14 protein-coding genes and 1 pseudogene are annotated in these 14,858 nt (G+C 55.5%); 9 read left to right on the top strand and 6 right to left on the bottom strand.

Annotation, left to right across the window (positions count from 1 at the left end; all coding sequences use genetic code 11):
* Positions 1 to 90 precede the first annotated feature (90 nt).
* Complete coding sequence (locus tag AAF463_RS21960) at positions 91 to 942, bottom strand: Vmh family MBL fold metallo-hydrolase (protein ID WP_350262082.1); 852 nt, start codon at positions 940 to 942, stop codon at positions 91 to 93.
* 122 nt (positions 943 to 1,064) lie between these two features.
* Between AAF463_RS21960 and AAF463_RS21955 the strand changes: the two genes are divergently transcribed.
* Entirely contained in the window at positions 1,065 to 1,943 is an 879-nt protein-coding gene (locus tag AAF463_RS21955; RefSeq protein ID WP_280173183.1) for a LysR family transcriptional regulator, read from the top strand.
* 119 nt (positions 1,944 to 2,062) lie between these two features.
* On the opposite strand, the gene AAF463_RS21950 is transcribed toward AAF463_RS21955, so the two are convergent.
* Complete coding sequence (locus AAF463_RS21950) at positions 2,063 to 2,833, bottom strand: helix-turn-helix transcriptional regulator (protein WP_101761575.1); 771 nt, start codon at positions 2,831 to 2,833, stop codon at positions 2,063 to 2,065.
* Between the two features lie 117 nt (positions 2,834 to 2,950).
* Between AAF463_RS21950 and AAF463_RS21945 the strand changes: the two genes are divergently transcribed.
* Together AAF463_RS21945 and AAF463_RS21940 are read left to right on the top strand one after the other, a co-directional pair.
* Complete coding sequence (locus tag AAF463_RS21945; protein ID WP_350262081.1) at positions 2,951 to 3,739, top strand: sulfite exporter TauE/SafE family protein; 789 nt, start codon at positions 2,951 to 2,953, stop codon at positions 3,737 to 3,739.
* A 168-nt stretch (positions 3,740 to 3,907) separates the two neighbouring features.
* On the top strand, positions 3,908 to 5,233 hold the full coding sequence (locus AAF463_RS21940) for a hypothetical protein (protein WP_350262080.1): 1,326 nt from the start codon (positions 3,908 to 3,910) through the stop codon (positions 5,231 to 5,233).
* On the opposite strand, the pseudogene AAF463_RS21935 reads toward AAF463_RS21940, so the two are convergent.
* Together AAF463_RS21935 and AAF463_RS21930 are read right to left on the bottom strand one after the other, a co-directional pair.
* Positions 5,220 to 5,949: pseudogene (locus AAF463_RS21935) on the bottom strand (molybdate ABC transporter substrate-binding protein). The gene AAF463_RS21940 and the pseudogene AAF463_RS21935 sit on opposite strands and share 14 nt — an antisense overlap.
* A complete protein-coding gene (locus AAF463_RS21930; protein ID WP_350262079.1) occupies positions 5,918 to 6,988 on the bottom strand; it encodes an ABC transporter substrate-binding protein in 1,071 nt (356 codons plus the stop codon). Before AAF463_RS21930 ends, AAF463_RS21935 begins: the two are co-directional and overlap by 32 nt.
* A 350-nt stretch (positions 6,989 to 7,338) precedes the next feature.
* Here AAF463_RS21930 and AAF463_RS21925 point away from each other — a divergent pair, with 350 nt between their 5' ends.
* Positions 7,339 to 7,782, top strand: a complete 444-nt coding sequence (locus AAF463_RS21925) for a DUF417 family protein (protein ID WP_350262078.1) — start codon at positions 7,339 to 7,341, stop codon at positions 7,780 to 7,782.
* A 48-nt stretch (positions 7,783 to 7,830) separates the two neighbouring features.
* Positions 7,831 to 8,166, top strand: a complete 336-nt coding sequence (locus AAF463_RS21920) for an SMR family transporter (protein ID WP_217548331.1) — start codon at positions 7,831 to 7,833, stop codon at positions 8,164 to 8,166.
* 39 nt (positions 8,167 to 8,205) lie between these two features.
* Here the strand turns inward: AAF463_RS21920 and AAF463_RS21915 are convergent, their stop codons facing one another.
* The gene (locus tag AAF463_RS21915) at positions 8,206 to 9,258 is read right to left on the bottom strand and encodes an SDR family oxidoreductase (RefSeq protein WP_350262077.1); all 1,053 of its coding nucleotides are present in this window, start codon (positions 9,256 to 9,258) and stop codon (positions 8,206 to 8,208) included.
* A 97-nt stretch (positions 9,259 to 9,355) separates the two neighbouring features.
* Between AAF463_RS21915 and AAF463_RS21910 the strand changes: the two genes are divergently transcribed.
* From AAF463_RS21910 to AAF463_RS21895, 4 genes are all read left to right on the top strand, one after another.
* Entirely contained in the window at positions 9,356 to 10,255 is a 900-nt protein-coding gene (locus AAF463_RS21910; RefSeq protein WP_350262076.1) for a LysR family transcriptional regulator, read from the top strand.
* A 199-nt stretch (positions 10,256 to 10,454) separates the two neighbouring features.
* Complete coding sequence (locus tag AAF463_RS21905) at positions 10,455 to 11,903, top strand: amidase (RefSeq protein ID WP_350262075.1); 1,449 nt, start codon at positions 10,455 to 10,457, stop codon at positions 11,901 to 11,903.
* Positions 11,896 to 13,206 (top strand): cytosine permease, encoded by a 1,311-nt coding sequence (locus AAF463_RS21900; protein WP_222183440.1) that lies wholly within the window; start codon positions 11,896 to 11,898, stop codon positions 13,204 to 13,206. Before AAF463_RS21905 ends, AAF463_RS21900 begins: the two co-directional genes overlap by 8 nt.
* Positions 13,199 to 13,906, top strand: a complete 708-nt coding sequence (locus AAF463_RS21895) for an isochorismatase family cysteine hydrolase (protein ID WP_350262074.1) — start codon at positions 13,199 to 13,201, stop codon at positions 13,904 to 13,906. Before AAF463_RS21900 ends, AAF463_RS21895 begins: the two co-directional genes overlap by 8 nt.
* Here the strand turns inward: AAF463_RS21895 and AAF463_RS21890 are convergent.
* Positions 13,903 to 14,805, bottom strand: a complete 903-nt coding sequence (locus AAF463_RS21890) for an alpha/beta hydrolase (protein WP_350262073.1) — start codon at positions 14,803 to 14,805, stop codon at positions 13,903 to 13,905. The genes AAF463_RS21895 and AAF463_RS21890 overlap by 4 nt on opposite strands.
* Between the last annotated feature and the right edge of the window lie 53 nt (positions 14,806 to 14,858).

Genomic DNA, 14,858 nt, shown 5'->3' with positions numbered 1-14,858 from the left:
GCTGGAATATGGATATTTGCGATGGTTGGGTTTTGTGCGGGTTGGAATAACGGTCGCCATTAATAGCGACCTCACTCACAGGAACATCAATTACCACTTCATCTCGCCGGTATTCACTTTGGCGCTCAAATCCAATGAACTCTCCTCCGGCAGATGCGGATAAGCGGCTTTCATGGTCTCGATCACCTGCGCGGAACCTTTGTGCTGCTGCAGCGTTTTCTCAAAGGTTTGCAGATAGTTCAGGGTAAAGGTAACAGCCGCATCGCCCGCCGGGCGCTCGCCGAGATAATGGCCCGGAATCACTTGCTTAGGTTGCAGCTTTTGCATCTCGCTCAGCACATTGCGCCACCGCTGACGAATGGCAGGCGTTTGCGTTTCGGCGGTCCAGACGTGAATGCCGGAAGCCACGCCAGTGCCGCCGAGAATCGCTTTGTTCGCCGGGATCCACACGTAAGCCGCGTAATCATTGGCGTGACGCAGTTCCAGCGTTTCACCATCAATTTTAAACGTCGTTGCATGCGTAACCTGCGGAACATACAGCTGCTTTGGCGCGCCGTCCTTCATCTGCGGCCCCCAATATGCCAGCTTGGCGGCTTTACTGGCTTCGATGTGTTGTACCACCTCCGGCGTTGCCACGATCTTCACCTGCGGGAACGCTTTAACAATGGGTTCCAGACCAAAATAGAAATCAGGATCGCCGGAGGTAATAACAATCTGCATCAGCTTCTTGCCGCTGGCATTGATCATCTGCACCAGCTTTTCGCCGTCTTTGGTGCTGAACTGCGCATCAAACAGTATCGCTTCATGCGGACCAGAAACCAGCGTCGAAGAGACCGGGAAAATGCCGTTCTCCTGCTGGTTATACACGTCTAAATTAAGCGGCGCAGCGAAGGCCGGCAGGGCGGCAAAGGCCAATGCCAGCGTCAACGTTTTCATTTTCATCGAATTTTCCTTTATCCGGCACCTCGCCGTCTTTGAGGGCTTTATTGTAGAGAAATTGCTGGCTGGTAGAATTCCCGAAACTGGGTATGATCAGTTTCATAAAACGATCAGATGGAGCTCACATGGACAGAGTCACGGCGGCAACGGTGTTTAACCGCATTTGCGAGCTGGGCAGCTTAAGTGCTGCGGCGCGTGCATTGGATATTTCGCGGCCGATGGTCAGCCGCTATCTGGATGAAATGGAGAAGTGGGCCGGTGCACGTTTGCTGCACCGATCATCGCGCAAACTGACCATTACGCCCGCTGGCGAGAAGATCCTCGAAAAATCGCGCGCGCTGGCGAGATTGGCTGAAGAGATTGCCGATCAGGGCGCGGATAGCGAACCGCACGGCACCTTGCGCGTCGCCTGCGCACATTCCACCGCCACGCATATTCTGGGCCCGATAATTCCGGCATTTCTCGCGCGTTTTCCGGCGGTGCGTATCGAACTGGAGATCAACAATCAACCGGTGAGTTTAATCGGCGAACGCATTGATGTGGCGGTGCGGATTACCGACGATCCCGAACCTGGCGCCATTGCCCGACGTTTAGGCGAATGTGTTTCGGTGGTGTGCGCCTCGCCTGGCTATCTGCAGGCGCGTGGTGCGCCGCAAACGCCTGCCGATCTCGCACAGCATAATTGCCTGCATTACAGCCGTTTCGCCGGGCAGAGCTGGCAGTTTTCTGATGCGCAGGGCGAAACCCTTTCAGCGGCAGTGCACGGGAATTTCAGCGCCGGTATCTCGTCGGTGTTGTGTGATGCGGCGATTGCCGGTTGCGGTTTAGCGATGGTGCCGGAAATGGAGGCACGTCACGCCCTCGACAATGGAAAGCTACAAACCGTGCTGCCGGCTTATCAGCCAAAAACGCTGGCGATCTATGGCCTCTACATGTCACGCGAACGGCAACCGGCGGCGCTGCGGGCGTTTTTAGATGCGGTGCAGCAGCAGTTAACCGCCTGAATTTCGACACGTATCTGTTTCAAAAGAAATTAGATTATTTTCAGTGTGTTATGCATGAGATCGTATCCTCATAAATCCGATTTCAGCCTGAAATCGCCAAATGAGTGGTGAAACTTTGCTCAGTTATGGTCGATGTAAAATGATGGCGCCTGACCGGTGACGCGACGGAACATGGTGGAGAAAGCGGAGCTGCTGTCATAGCCGAGCGAGAGCGCCACGTCGTTAACGGATTTGCCCGCCACCAGCCACGCCAGCGCCGTCACCACGCAGGCGCGCTGTCGCCAGGCGGAAAAAGACAAACCGGTCTGCTGCAGGAAATGGCGGCGGAAGGTGCTGGGACTCATAAACAGTGTGTTGGCCCAACGATCGGCCGGGTCGTGAATGGTTGGTGCTTGTAAGAAGTTCTGGCATTGCGCCAACAGCGCCGGATGTTGCGGCAGCGGAATATCGAATTCCTGTGCAGGCATCGCCGCTAACTCCAGCAGCAGCAACTGCACCAGCGCTCTATCGCGATCGGATGCGTATAACAGCGGTAAATCAACGGCTTCAATCAATAGCTGTCGCAGCAGCGGCGAGACGCTGATGACGCGACAGCGATCGCTTTCACGCAGAGCTGCCGCACAAACCGGCTCGATATAAAGACTGCGCGTCGAAACACCCACAAACTTCACGCTGTGCGCAGTGTTTGGCGGAATCCACACCGCATGCTGCGGCGGTACCACCCATTCGCCCGCCTGCGTTGCGACGTGCATCAAACCCGTTGCGCCATACAGGAGCTGCGCGCGGCGATGGCGATGCTCTGGCAGCACAAATCTCTGCGCGTAGTCATTGCCCAGCGCCACCACGTCACGATCAATATGGTCGTATTCATCAATGTGGCTATTTCGCATCCCCGACATCCACCGCAAATTGACTGATTTGCAAGGGTAAATGAGCGCTGCGCAAATGGGAAGTGGGCAGCTTGCTGCGTAAGCTGCATCACTCTTTTCATGATGCAGAGAAAGGCGATGAACGAGCTGTTAATAATTGGGCTGGCGGGTTTTGCTACCGGCATCTCCACGGTGCTGTTTGGTTTTGGCGGCGGTTTTGTCGTGGTGCCGTTTGTCTATCAATTGTTGTTGCAGCAGCCGTTACTGGCGGCGCAGGCTATGCATACCGCGGTGGCGACCTCGACCGCCGTGATGATTTTCAACGCCGGCTGGGCCAGTTATCAAAACTGGCGGGCTGGCAAATTAAATACAGATATTTTACTGCCGCTAATCGGGTTTATCGCGCTCGGAGCAGTGATGGGATCGTGGCTGGCGGGCGTGATGAGCGACATTTGGGTGCGCAGGCTGTTTATGTTTTACATGGTGGTGACTATCGCTGATTGCCTGCTGCGGAAAGGCTTCATTAGCCGCACTGCACCGCGAAGGTTGTCACGGTTGACCGTCAGCGCGGGCGGCACAGTGATTGGTGTGATCGCCGCCATGCTCGGCGTTGGCGGCAGCGTAATGACCGTGCCGCTGCTGCGGCGTCATGGTTATGCCATGCGCGACTGCGTCAGCGCGGCCAATCCGCTGTCGCTGCCGGTCGCCGTTTTTGGCGCGATAACTTACGCCGTCAGCGGCTGGCAGCAGATTCCCGTCAGCGGTTATCTCGGCTTTATCAGCCTGAGGATATTGTTGCTGCTGGTGGTCGCCGGATTTTTAGGAATTCTGTTTGCCCGGCGCTGTATTCCGGCGGTGCCCGATGTCTTGCATGCGCGTGTCTATGTGCTGCTGTTGTGCATGGTATTGTTGGCTATCGCTGTGTAAACCGGTTAATCGTTAAGCCAATTCTAAGCTTCGCCACGTACAGTGCCCTCATTGTTACAACCATCAGTAAACGAAGTCAGAATGAGAGGGTGATCGCCGAACTCCTGCAGATTGCCCGCGTCTACAGAGCTTACTGAGCTTTGAGTTAAGCGCTGGAGTGTTCATTTGTTGCGATTACTGTTTCTGCTGATGGGTGGGCCGGCACTCAGATCCGGCTGGCCTTATCTCGCCGCGTTAGGTGTGATTTGTCTGGGGGCCAGTGCCGGGATCGTGATGGATCTGCTGCAACATGGAACGGTCTCCTTTCCCTTGCAGCTTTTAGGCATTTTTTTGGCATTAGAGGGCGGAGCGGAAGCGTTAAATGCATTTTACGCACCTGCCGTTATCGCCTGGCCGTCACTGCTGAAATCAACGGTATTGCTGATCTTTGGCGCGCTGGTGTTTCTCGCTCCTCACGACAGCGGCGTTTGCCTTTCACTGGCATTCGCCACGGTGTTTTTACTCGATGGCGGTTTCCGCGTCATCTCATGTTGCCTGATGCGCTGTCGGCGCTGGACGCGCAAATTAACGCTCGGCTGTAGCGAGTTGGTGTTCAGCGTGCTGATTGCCACCAACTGGCCGCTATCACCGCATATGATTGTGCCGCTGTGTTTTGCGTTGTTGCTGTTGGGTTGGGGCATCAATCTGTTGGTGATGACGGCACAAATCCACGCCTTGCCCGCTAACACCAGCGTCACCGCATTGCCAATATTTACGCGTGCCGGTCTGCGTGCGCCGCACGGATTAGGCTATGTGCATCCGCCGATGAGTCAGCATGCGGTGAGCACGCCACTTAACGTCTACATCTGGACGCCGGTGGGTTCCGGCGATGTGGTGGGGCGTCGTCCGTGGTTTGATCGCTGGGTGGCAGCTATTGACCATCGCGGCGAAGTCTCTACCGGCCATACTTCGCTGGAGATGGGCGAAGAGGTTTACATCAGCCTCTATCCTGCGGATGACGTTTCTCGCGATTTTCGTGGCTTCCTGAAAACGTTGCGGGCGAAAGAGGAGTTTGATGTAGAAGGTTGTTTCCTGCCTTCACTGGAGAAAGAGATCAAAGCGTGGTGTCGGCCCGACAAACGCCTGACGCTGCCTCACTACAATCAGCAGGCGCTGCGTAATTTCTGGCTCAGCAACGCCAGCGACACGCGCTATAACCTGACCTCACGTAACTGTTCCACCAGCGTGATTCAGGCGCTGGATGTCGCCACCGAAGGTCTATTGGGCGAGCGCGGTTTGCAGGGTTTATGGGTGCTGTTCAATCCTGACTTCTGGCTGTTGAGCCTGGTGCGCAGTCGCGCGGAAGGCATGACCTGGACGCCGGGATTGGTGATGGATTATTGCCTGCTGCTGCGCCAGGTTTTGGCACCGGCAGAGCGCTTGAGTCGCTATAAAAGGGCGGCGAGTTGGCTGCAGCAGCAACCTGGTAATAAGCGTTCGGCTACCGATCCATAAACGGCATAAAACCGTGCTGCTGCAGAATCGTTTGCGCTGCTGCGGATGAGAGGAAAGTAGCAAAAGGCTGCGCGGCAGCTGAGCAGCACGCCCAGCCGTATTCGGCATGAATGTTGAAGGGCGCGGGGATGTTTATCACCTGTAGCTGCGGGCAGCGCCGCAAACGCGGCGCATAGCTGGCGTAACCAATGAACATGTCAGCGTGTTGCTGCTCAATTAACCATTGTGCCGCCAGCTTACCAGCAGGCATCACCAAACTATCTGGACCGCCGACCAAACTACGCGCTTTGGCTTTCAGCATCATCCCTAATCCGGGATGGCGTTGCTCAATGTTATCAAACAGTTGCCAGGTGTAATCGCCCGAAGGATCGCAGAGCGGCGTTGAGGTCGCTAAGCGCAAATCATCCCGGCATAGCAACGATAACCAATCATCCGCTTGCGTGACATTGTCACGCTTCACTGTCAGGCAAAGCATATTAGCGGCAAACAATCCTACTTCTGCTGCGCGTCCCGACAGCAACAGCGCTTTGGGATGCCGTCGATTGGCGGAAGCAAAAAAAGTCGCAGGGTTCACCTGCTTCGATGCGCTGGCGCAGCAGGCCCGCCGGTCCGAAATCGGTGGTGACTTTGAAGCCGGAAAGCGCGCTAAATGCCACCACTAAATCCGGCCATACGCCGCGCAAACTACCGGCCGCCAGAATCTTCAGCGTGGTCATGATAGTGCGTCCGGTAGAAGCGCTGATACCAGCGATCGGCTTGTTGTTGCATATTGATGTCGCGGAATTTTTCCGGGTAGAGCTTTTTCGCCATCCACAGCTCTCCGAGGCCAATCGCTTCTGGCATCGGATAGCCCCACGCTTTGGCGTATTCCGGCATCAGCCACACCCGATGATTTTTCACAGCGTCAATGGTTTGCCAGCGCGCATCCTGCTGGATCTCCTGCACCACGTTGGGATAGCGATCTTGCACGAAAATCACTTGCGGATTCCACGCTACTACCTGTTCCATGCTGACCTGTTTGAAACCCTGCACGGTCGCGGCCGCGACATTGAATGCGCCCGCATGCGCCATCATCAAGCCAGTATATTTGCCCGAGCCGTAAGTGGTGAGGTCGGGATTCGCCATATAGGCACGCACGCGCTGCTGTTCAGACATATTTTTTAAACGATCGCTGATAATTTTTCGTCCGGCAAAGGCGGCATCAATCAGTTCCTGCGCCTGTTTTGGCTTGTTGACCACATTGCCAATCAGAGTGATGCCTTCCTTAATGCCGAGATCGTAAGCCTGATCTTCATTCTGCATACTGGGATTGATTTTGCCTTGCTGACCGGCGTCATCGTGACGCAGTGAGATCGCCAGCACCGGAATGCCCAGGGCAGAAATCTGGTCGATCATCTCTTTCGGCGCATAGTTGGTGACAAACACCACCTGCGGATGCAGTGCCACCAGCTTTTCGAGATCGACATGCGTCAAATCACCGAGCATCGCTTTGTGCGTCAGTTCCGGCACTAATTGCGCATAACCCTCACCTAACTGCTGTTTCCAGTTCGCCAAAATCCCGACGATTTTATCGGTGGCGTTGAGCTGCACCAGCAGGTTCAGAGTTTGGTGCTGCAGCACCACCACGCGATCAATCTTGTCCGGAATCTCCACCTGACGGCCAATTTGATCGGTGACGATGCGGCTGGCATAGCTATGAAACGAGGTGAAAGTGAGTAATCCCGCCAGAATAATCCGCTTAAAAGAGGTATGCATAAAAGCTCCTGAATTCGATATGCACCGGAGTATATAGCGATTAAGTAAGCGGAGATATGGCTGTTTTTAACATCACAATGCATGGCCTCATGTTTGTCAGTTAAGCCAGCGCGAGTGAGCAGGCCGAAGTCACTTTTGGTCCGGCGGTCCTCGCGCCGCTTGCGCGGTACCTTCACTTCGCTCGTCTGCCTGACGGACCGGCGGCGCGAGGAAGGCCCGTGACGCAGCAGATGTGTCAGCGCCCGCTACCTATTACGACAGCGTTGAGATGTAATCGAGATCATGAACCATGACTTTATGCCAGCTCATTTCTTATTGAGCTGGCTGCATAAATCACTGGAGAGTTTATTATGACAACAGCTAATCAAGTCTGTACTTCACGAGTGGTCCATTTCCTCGCGAGCAAAGAACCGATGGTATTGCGATTATCGGTGATTATTATTTTCCTGGTTTTTGGTGTGGCGAAGTGGTTTGAATTCGAAGTTCAGGCGCTGGAACCCATATTTATAAAAACATGGCTGAGTATATTTCCCTACTTCCTCGGTCTCCATGGCAGCAGCTATTTCCTGGGCGTAGTAGAGATGACGACGGTTATTCTGCTCATCGCAGGCTTTAAACGTCCACTGTTAGGTATGATCGGCGCTGGATTGTTGATACTTACCGGGTTAGTTACCTTAAGTCTGTTACCGCAGTTAGGCGGACTCGATTCGTTTATTTTTAAAGATATTATGGTGGTGGCGATTGGTCTGACGTTACTGGAGCGCGATTTAATCCGTTGGAAAAACAACCTCTAACAGCTACTCTATAACGCATGTTTACTCTCGGACATTTAAGAGGGCTTTATGAAAAATGTTTACGTGATACTGGCGATATCCATCGTCGCTGAGACGATTGCCACAACCATGATGAAGGCCTCGCAAGGATTCTCACGCCTTATTCCCAGCGTAGTTGTGGTAATAGGTTATGCCATTTCATTTTATGGATTATCTCAAGTGGTTAAACAGATGAATGTCGGCATTGCTTATTCTATCTGGGCCGGAATGGGTATATTTTTGGTGTCGGTCATGTCTTATTTTTTCTACAACCAGAAACTAGATTTCGCTGCAATGGCGGGCTTGATGTTAATCGGGTTAGGCATTGTGGTGATTCAGGTTTTCTCCAAAACCATTCTGCATTAATGAAGTAATAACAGGGAAGCACAGGCTTCCCTGTTAGCGTTAAGGGATAATGCGCGCTGCGCGTAACTGCGCAAACAGAGCAAAGAACATCTCATCCGTTGCCTGATAGCCGTTAAAACCCGCGCGCCGTATTTTACTGCCGTCACCAAACATGTCGTAATCCCAGCCAAAAACAAAATCGGCAAACAGCCCATCATTCAGCTGCAAGATATCCGGCGCGATCAGCTGATGTTCTATAGCGATGGTTTGCCATAGCGCGCGGTAATCCTGAAACAGCTGAGAAAACGATAGATTCACCGCCGGCGCGCTTTCCAGTTCAAACCACCGGGCAATCGCAGGCCACAGCTCACTCCAGCGCCATAAATCGCCGTTGTTACCGTTGAAAGCTTGATTGCGCGCGCCGGGCGCATTGGCCGCCCACAGCGTGGCCTGCGCGAGTAATCCCGCATCGGTATGATCGACCATGCTGTGCCAGGCGTGCGATGAACCGGGAAAACGTAGCGGTAAGCCCTGAGCTTTACACAGCGATGCGTAGAGCGCGATGCTCAGCGCCAGGTTCATGGCATTACCGGGTACCGCGCTGCCGACCACGCCGGGTCGCAAGGCGTGCCAGTGCCAGCTTTTACCGCGCTGAAAGTCACTTAGCCAACGCAGCTGTTGCGCATTGAATTCGGCTCCCGCGACGCCGGGATCACTTTCGCGCGCGGGCGTTTTGAAGGGTCCAAGATGCGCGCCATACACTTTGTATCCCTGCATCAAACTGACGCTGCGCAACTGCGCGATTTTATCGATGTTAACCACCAGATTGCGCAGCATCGTCACGTTGGGTTCGACCATTTCACGCCAGTTGGCAGCATTCAGCCACGCGCTGTAGAAAATATGCGTGACCTGATTGAGCGGGGCCAGCGCCTGTGCACTGTGCTGCGCATCCAGCAGATCGACATGGATGAAAGGGATATTCTGCGTTGAGATTGCAGGCTGGCGCGTCAGGCCGATCACCTGCCAATCCTGCTGACGCAGCGTTTTTACCAACTCACTGCCGACAATGCCGGTTGCGCCCGCGACCAGCGCGACGTGATGTGTTTGCGACATGATGATTCTCCTGTGAACAAGACAGGCACAGTGTTATCTATTATTTTTATTGCTGATATCCCACTATCCAGATGCCACTTATCAGAAAAATCATTAAATGAATAATAAACTCAACGCCATCAATACCTTCCCTCGCGTGGCGGAAGCCGGATCATTTTCGGTAGCAGCGCGCCTGAGCGGGATGAAGCAATCCGCCGTGAGCCAGCAAATCGCGGCGCTGGAGGAGGAACTCGGCATCGTGTTGTTGCACCGCACCACGCGTGCGATGAAATTGACCGAGCAGGGCGAGCGATACTTACAGCAGATGCAGCCGCTGCTGGCCGCGATGCAGGACGTTGAAAGTCAGTTGCGGCCGGCACAGCAAGCGCTGCAAGGCAGCGTGCATATCCAATTACCCAGCGGATTAGGCCAGCGCTTGCTGCCGCCTTTGCTGGGGCTGCAACGCGCGAACCCAGAACTGCATCTGACCATCGCGCTCGACGATCGCGTGGCCGAACTGGTGAGTGAAGGCGTGGATATTGCGTTGCGCCTGAGTGAAACGCCGCCGGAGATGTTTCCGGCGCGCTTACTGCCGCGTATTGAAACACCGCTGTTTGCTGCGCCTGAGCGGGTACGCGCAACACCGATTACCTCGCTGGCAGAGCTGGCCGCGCATCCGCATGTTCGCTTTAGCGGTATCGACAAACAGGCACCGCTGCGCCTGATATCCAACCAGAAAACCGTCGCGCTAACCGTGAATACCGTGTTTCGCGCCAACAGCAGCGAAGGGTTGTTGCAGGCGCTTCAGGCGGACATCGGCGTCGGCGGCATGCAGTTACCACTGGTGCAGGAGGCATTAAAATCAGCTTCGCTGGTACGCATCTTGCCACAATATCGTCTGCCAGACCGTTTTCTCTACGCGGTATTCCCCGATGCGCGCTTTATCCCGCTGCGCGTCAAACGTGTGGTGGAAGTGATCGAACAGGTTGTGGATGCGTTAATTCCTGCGGCCGATTAAGCCGCTCTCCATCGTGGCGCAAGACTGCGCCATTTTCGTGCTTCCTATCGCAACCGCTGCATTGTAAAGAAACATAAGTATTCGATCTTGTATCCAAGAGCGTATCCCATCTGGCCTGGCCGCTAGCGCCCTCGTTTATGGAATTTTCTGGCACGCAAACTGCAACGTTTCCGATAAGTGATAAATCGGGAGTATTCGCATGTTTGATGCACTGTTGGATGAAGATGCCACTACGCTGGCGGCGTTAATCCGCAGCGGAGACGTTTCGGCGCAGGAAGTGACGCAAGCCGCCATCAATCGCATGGAGCAGCGCGAGCCGCAGATTCAGGCGTTTTGTACCGCTACGCCAAAGCTGGCGCTGCAACAGGCGGCCGCTGTTGATGCAAAACGCGCGCGCGGCGAAACGCTGGGGGCGCTGGCGGGCGTTCCGCTGGCGGTGAAAGACCTGATTTGTACCGCAGGCGTGAAAACCACTTCTGGATCGCATGCCTACGCTGATTTTATCCCGGAAGAAGATGATATCACCGTTGAGCGCCTGCTGGCGGCCGATGCGGTGCTGCTGGGGAAAACCACCGCACCGGAGTTTGGCTATAGCGGCGTTGGGCACAATCCACTGTTTCCATCACCGCGTAATCCGTGGGATCTCTCTAAAACGCCGGGCGGATCGAGCGCCGGTTCCGGAGCGGCATTGGCGGCGCGCTTGTGTCCGATTGCGCTGGGCAGCGATGGCGGCGGTTCGGTAAGAATCCCCGCCGCGCACTGCGGCGTGTTTGGCCTGAAAGCGTCGATGGGGCGCGTACCCTTATGGCCGGGCTGTCGCGACGAGCGTTATCCCGGCGTTTCCAGCTGGGAGTCGCTGGAGCATATCGGCCCGATGACGCGTTCGGTGCGCGACAGCGCGCTGATGATGTCGGTGATGTCGGGGCCAGATATGCGCGATCGCCACTCGATTCCCTGCAACGACGTGGATTGGCTGGCCTCGCTGGAAAAACCGCTGAGCGGTCTGCGCATCGCTTTCAGCGCGGATTTCGGCTACATCGCCGTTGATCACGAAGTGCGTGACATTGTCACGCAAGCCGCGCGTCGTTTTGCCCGTGAGCTCGGCGCTGAACTGGATGAAGTCGATCCCGGTATCACCGATGAAGGTGCCACCTTTGCCGCGCTGGTGGCTTTTGAGAGCGATCTCACCGGCATGCGTCACATGCAAGCTGAACTGGGTGCACGCATGTCACCGCATCTCAGCGCCATGCTGCAACGCGACTGGCGCGCTGAAACCTTTACCGACGCCAATACCACACGCAAAAAGCTGTGTAACCAGATGTGGCGCTTTATGCAGCATTACGATCTGCTGCTGTCGCCGACGCTGGCGGTGCCGCCGTTCCCGCTCAATATGCAGGGACCCGAGATCATCGATGGCCGCATGGTGCGCAGCGATCACTGGCTCTCATTCTGCTTCCCGTTCAATTTCACCGGCCAACCGGCGGCGTCTGTTCCTGCGGGCTTTACCGCCAGCGGATTGCCGATTGGCATGCAAATCGTGGGTCGTCATCTGGACGATGGCCTGGTGCTGGCGGCGAGTGCCGCGTTCGAGCGCATACAACCCTGGAATCACATCACACCTGTTTCAATCGGAGTTGCCCATGACTAACAAAAATTCACCGGCTTTAGAGCAGGAGTTCGAGCATGAACCGGTTCCGCTCAGCCATCGCCACTCGACGGGTTCGGTATCGGCGGTGTGGTTTGGTTTCCCGATGATCCTCACCAATGCGCTATTTGGCGGCATCATTACCTGGCATCTCGGCTTCTGGCCGGCGCTTATCGCCATTCTGCTGGGAAATCTTGTGCTGTTTGCCTATGTGGGTGCGCTGAGCTGGTTCGCCGGTAATACCGGCATGAACTTCGCGCTACAGGCGAAACGCACCTTTGGCACCAAAGGCTACATTTTGGTTTCGGGCTTCCTTTCTACTGTAGTGATCGGTTGGTACGCCTTCCAGACCGGGTTAACCGGCACGGTGATTAATCAAACCTTTGGCTGGAATGCACTGGCGGTGACGGCGTTTGCCATGGTGCTGTATACCGCCATCACCTTCCTCGGCGTGCGCGCATTGTCCGTGCTCGGCATGATCGCTGCGCCGCTGTTCGTGGTGTTGGGATTGGTGGCGCTGTGGCTGATCAGTAAGGATCACGATTTCAGCACCATCACGCAGTTTACCGGCAGCAGCAGCGCAGTGGGCGCGATGAGCATGGGCACCGCCGTCACCATGGTGGTGGCCGGTTTCGCCGATTCAGGCACCATGACGGCAGATTTCACCCGCTGGTCAAAAGACGGTAAATCGGCGGTGATTGCCGCGTTCTCAGCGTTCCCGGTGGCGAACGTTATCTCTTATCTGTTTGGCGTGGTGATTGTGGCGGTGGGCGCGGCGGTTGATCCGGCGAGTAACGGCGGCAACTTCCTGCCAATGCTAATGGGGCACGGCATGCTGCTGTCGGTGATTGCTTTCCTGTTTGTGTTTATCAATCTCGGTTCGGTGTGTACGCACTGCCTGTATAACGGCGCAGTCGGCTTTAGTCATCTGTTCAGCAGCAAAATGCGTCTGTGGACGGTGATCCTTGGCGTGATTGGCGGGGCGCTGGCGCTGGCTGGCGTCTGGTCCTATTTCCTCGAATGGCTGAGCTTGCTCGGCATCGTTGTGCCGCCGTTTGGCGCAGTGATGATTGTTGATTTGATCTTCATGGCCAAAATCAGCGAGCAGCGCCAATTGCGCCGTATGCGCGGCAGCGCCTTTGCCGCCTGGGCGATTGGTAGCTTGTGTGCGGTGATTGCGCACATCGCCTTCCCACAGTTCGGTGAAGCGGTGATTGGCCTGGTGACTGCTGCCGCCAGCTATACGCTGATTGTGAAACTAAAAGGTGAAAGCACAGTAACAGTGATGGAGGAAAAAAATGCCTGATTACGCCATTGATTCAACCCCTTACCCGTGGCCGTATGACGGTCGCTGCAGCCCGCAGGATACCGCACTGATCGTTATCGATATGCAAACCGATTTCTGCGGTAAGGGCGGTTACGTCGATAGCATGGGCTACGATATTGCCTTAACGCGCGCGCCTATCAAGCCGCTGCAGCAGGTGCTGGCAACGATGCGCGAGTTGGGCTTCCCGATCATCCATACGCGCGAAGGGCATCGGCCGGATTTAAGTGATCTGCCAGCGAATAAGCATTGGCGATCCAGACGCATGCAGGCGGAGATCGGCGCGCCGGGTCCGTGCGGGCGCATTCTGGTGCGCGGTGAACCGGGCTGGGAAATTATCCCGGAACTGGCGCCATTGCCGGGAGAAATCATCATCGATAAACCGGGCAAAGGCTCGTTTTACGCTACCGATCTCGAACTGATTCTGCGCAGCCGCGGCATTCGCAATATGATCATCAGCGGCATCACCACTGATGTCTGCGTCCACACCACGCTGCGCGAGGCTAACGATCGCGGTTTTGAGTGTTTGGTGTTGTCAGATTGCTGCGCGGCGACGGAGCTGAAACACCACGAAGCGGCGCTTAGCATGATCCATATGCAGGGCGGGATTTTTGGTGCAGTGGCCAGTTCGCAGACCTTGCTGGCGGGATTAATTAGCAAGCAAACGGTTGAGGTGGATTAGCTCTTTAACCACTTTTCGTAGTGCTCTGGCCACGCCATGGTCGGCGTGCCAGGCCTGCCCATACCAAATCCATGTCCGCCGCTGCTGTAGCGATGCATCTCAACCGGCACATGCTCACGCTTACAGGCGTCAGCCATAATCAGCGTGTTATGCGGATCGGAAATCGGATCGTCCTCTGCCTGCACCAGCAAGAAGGGCGGCGATTGCGGATTGACAAACTCCTGCACTGACCATGCGGCGTTTTCACTGGCGGGCGCGTGGTTACCAACCAGCATTTTGTGGGTTGAAGTGTGGGTGTAAGGCGCTTCCAGCGTGATGATGGGATAGATCAGCGCCGCGCGATCGGCCGTGGCGGGCAGGTTATCCAGGGCATCGGTTGCCCTGTAAGATCGAAAATCTGCTCGCGTGACCGCCATACCGAGCAGATGACCGCCAGCGGAAAAGCCCAACACGCTGACATATTTTTCCCGTTGCCGCACCATGCGTAGCGCGCGCTGTGCATCCTGCAGTGAAACCATCGCACCATCTTTCCAGCCTTCATGCGGTAAACGATAACTCAGCACATAAGCGGTATATCCGCGCGCCGTCAGCCAGGCTGCAGCGGGCCAGGCTTCTTTACCCATTTCAATGCGCGTATAGCCGCCGCCTGCGGCAATCAATACCGCGCGACCATTAGGCGAGGGCGGCGTTAATACGGTGAGTGTGGGCTGTACGATATTACGCTGCGCGCCTTTGGTTGAAATCACCAAAGCGCCAGCAGGACCGCCACCGCCCGGCGGTAAATCTGGCCATAGCGGCAAGATTTGGGTTGTTACGCGTTTCGAAGCAGCCCAGATTAGCACGCTGCGCACTGTCAGCGCGGAAAGAGTGAGATACGACAAAAAATGGCGGCGCTTCATGGCAGCTCCTCATGAAATCGGAGATTTATTGAAGCAGATAAATCAGCAGAAAA

The sequence above is a fragment of the Pantoea sp. BJ2 genome (assembly GCF_040255075.1).
Classification (GTDB): domain Bacteria; phylum Pseudomonadota; class Gammaproteobacteria; order Enterobacterales; family Enterobacteriaceae; genus Pantoea; species Pantoea leporis.
This window is presented reverse-complemented; position numbering and strand designations above follow the sequence as displayed.

Excerpts from the sequence above, each read along its gene's own strand:
- AAF463_RS21960 (WP_350262082.1), bottom strand. The coding sequence starts at position 942 with ATGAAAATGAAAACGTTGACGCTGGCATTGGCCTTTGCCGCCCTGCCG.
- AAF463_RS21955 (WP_280173183.1), top strand. The coding sequence starts at position 1,065 with ATGGACAGAGTCACGGCGGCAACGGTGTTTAACCGCATTTGCGAGCTG.
- AAF463_RS21950 (WP_101761575.1), bottom strand. The coding sequence starts at position 2,833 with ATGCGAAATAGCCACATTGATGAATACGACCATATTGATCGTGACGTG.
- AAF463_RS21945 (WP_350262081.1), top strand. The coding sequence starts at position 2,951 with ATGAACGAGCTGTTAATAATTGGGCTGGCGGGTTTTGCTACCGGCATC.
- AAF463_RS21930 (WP_350262079.1), bottom strand. The coding sequence starts at position 6,988 with ATGCATACCTCTTTTAAGCGGATTATTCTGGCGGGATTACTCACTTTC.
- AAF463_RS21925 (WP_350262078.1), top strand. The coding sequence starts at position 7,339 with ATGACAACAGCTAATCAAGTCTGTACTTCACGAGTGGTCCATTTCCTC.
- AAF463_RS21920 (WP_217548331.1), top strand. The coding sequence starts at position 7,831 with ATGAAAAATGTTTACGTGATACTGGCGATATCCATCGTCGCTGAGACG.
- AAF463_RS21915 (WP_350262077.1), bottom strand. The coding sequence starts at position 9,258 with ATGTCGCAAACACATCACGTCGCGCTGGTCGCGGGCGCAACCGGCATT.
- AAF463_RS21910 (WP_350262076.1), top strand. The coding sequence starts at position 9,356 with ATGAATAATAAACTCAACGCCATCAATACCTTCCCTCGCGTGGCGGAA.
- AAF463_RS21905 (WP_350262075.1), top strand. The coding sequence starts at position 10,455 with ATGTTTGATGCACTGTTGGATGAAGATGCCACTACGCTGGCGGCGTTA.
- AAF463_RS21900 (WP_222183440.1), top strand. The coding sequence starts at position 11,896 with ATGACTAACAAAAATTCACCGGCTTTAGAGCAGGAGTTCGAGCATGAA.
- AAF463_RS21895 (WP_350262074.1), top strand. The coding sequence starts at position 13,199 with ATGCCTGATTACGCCATTGATTCAACCCCTTACCCGTGGCCGTATGAC.
- AAF463_RS21890 (WP_350262073.1), bottom strand. The coding sequence starts at position 14,805 with ATGAAGCGCCGCCATTTTTTGTCGTATCTCACTCTTTCCGCGCTGACA.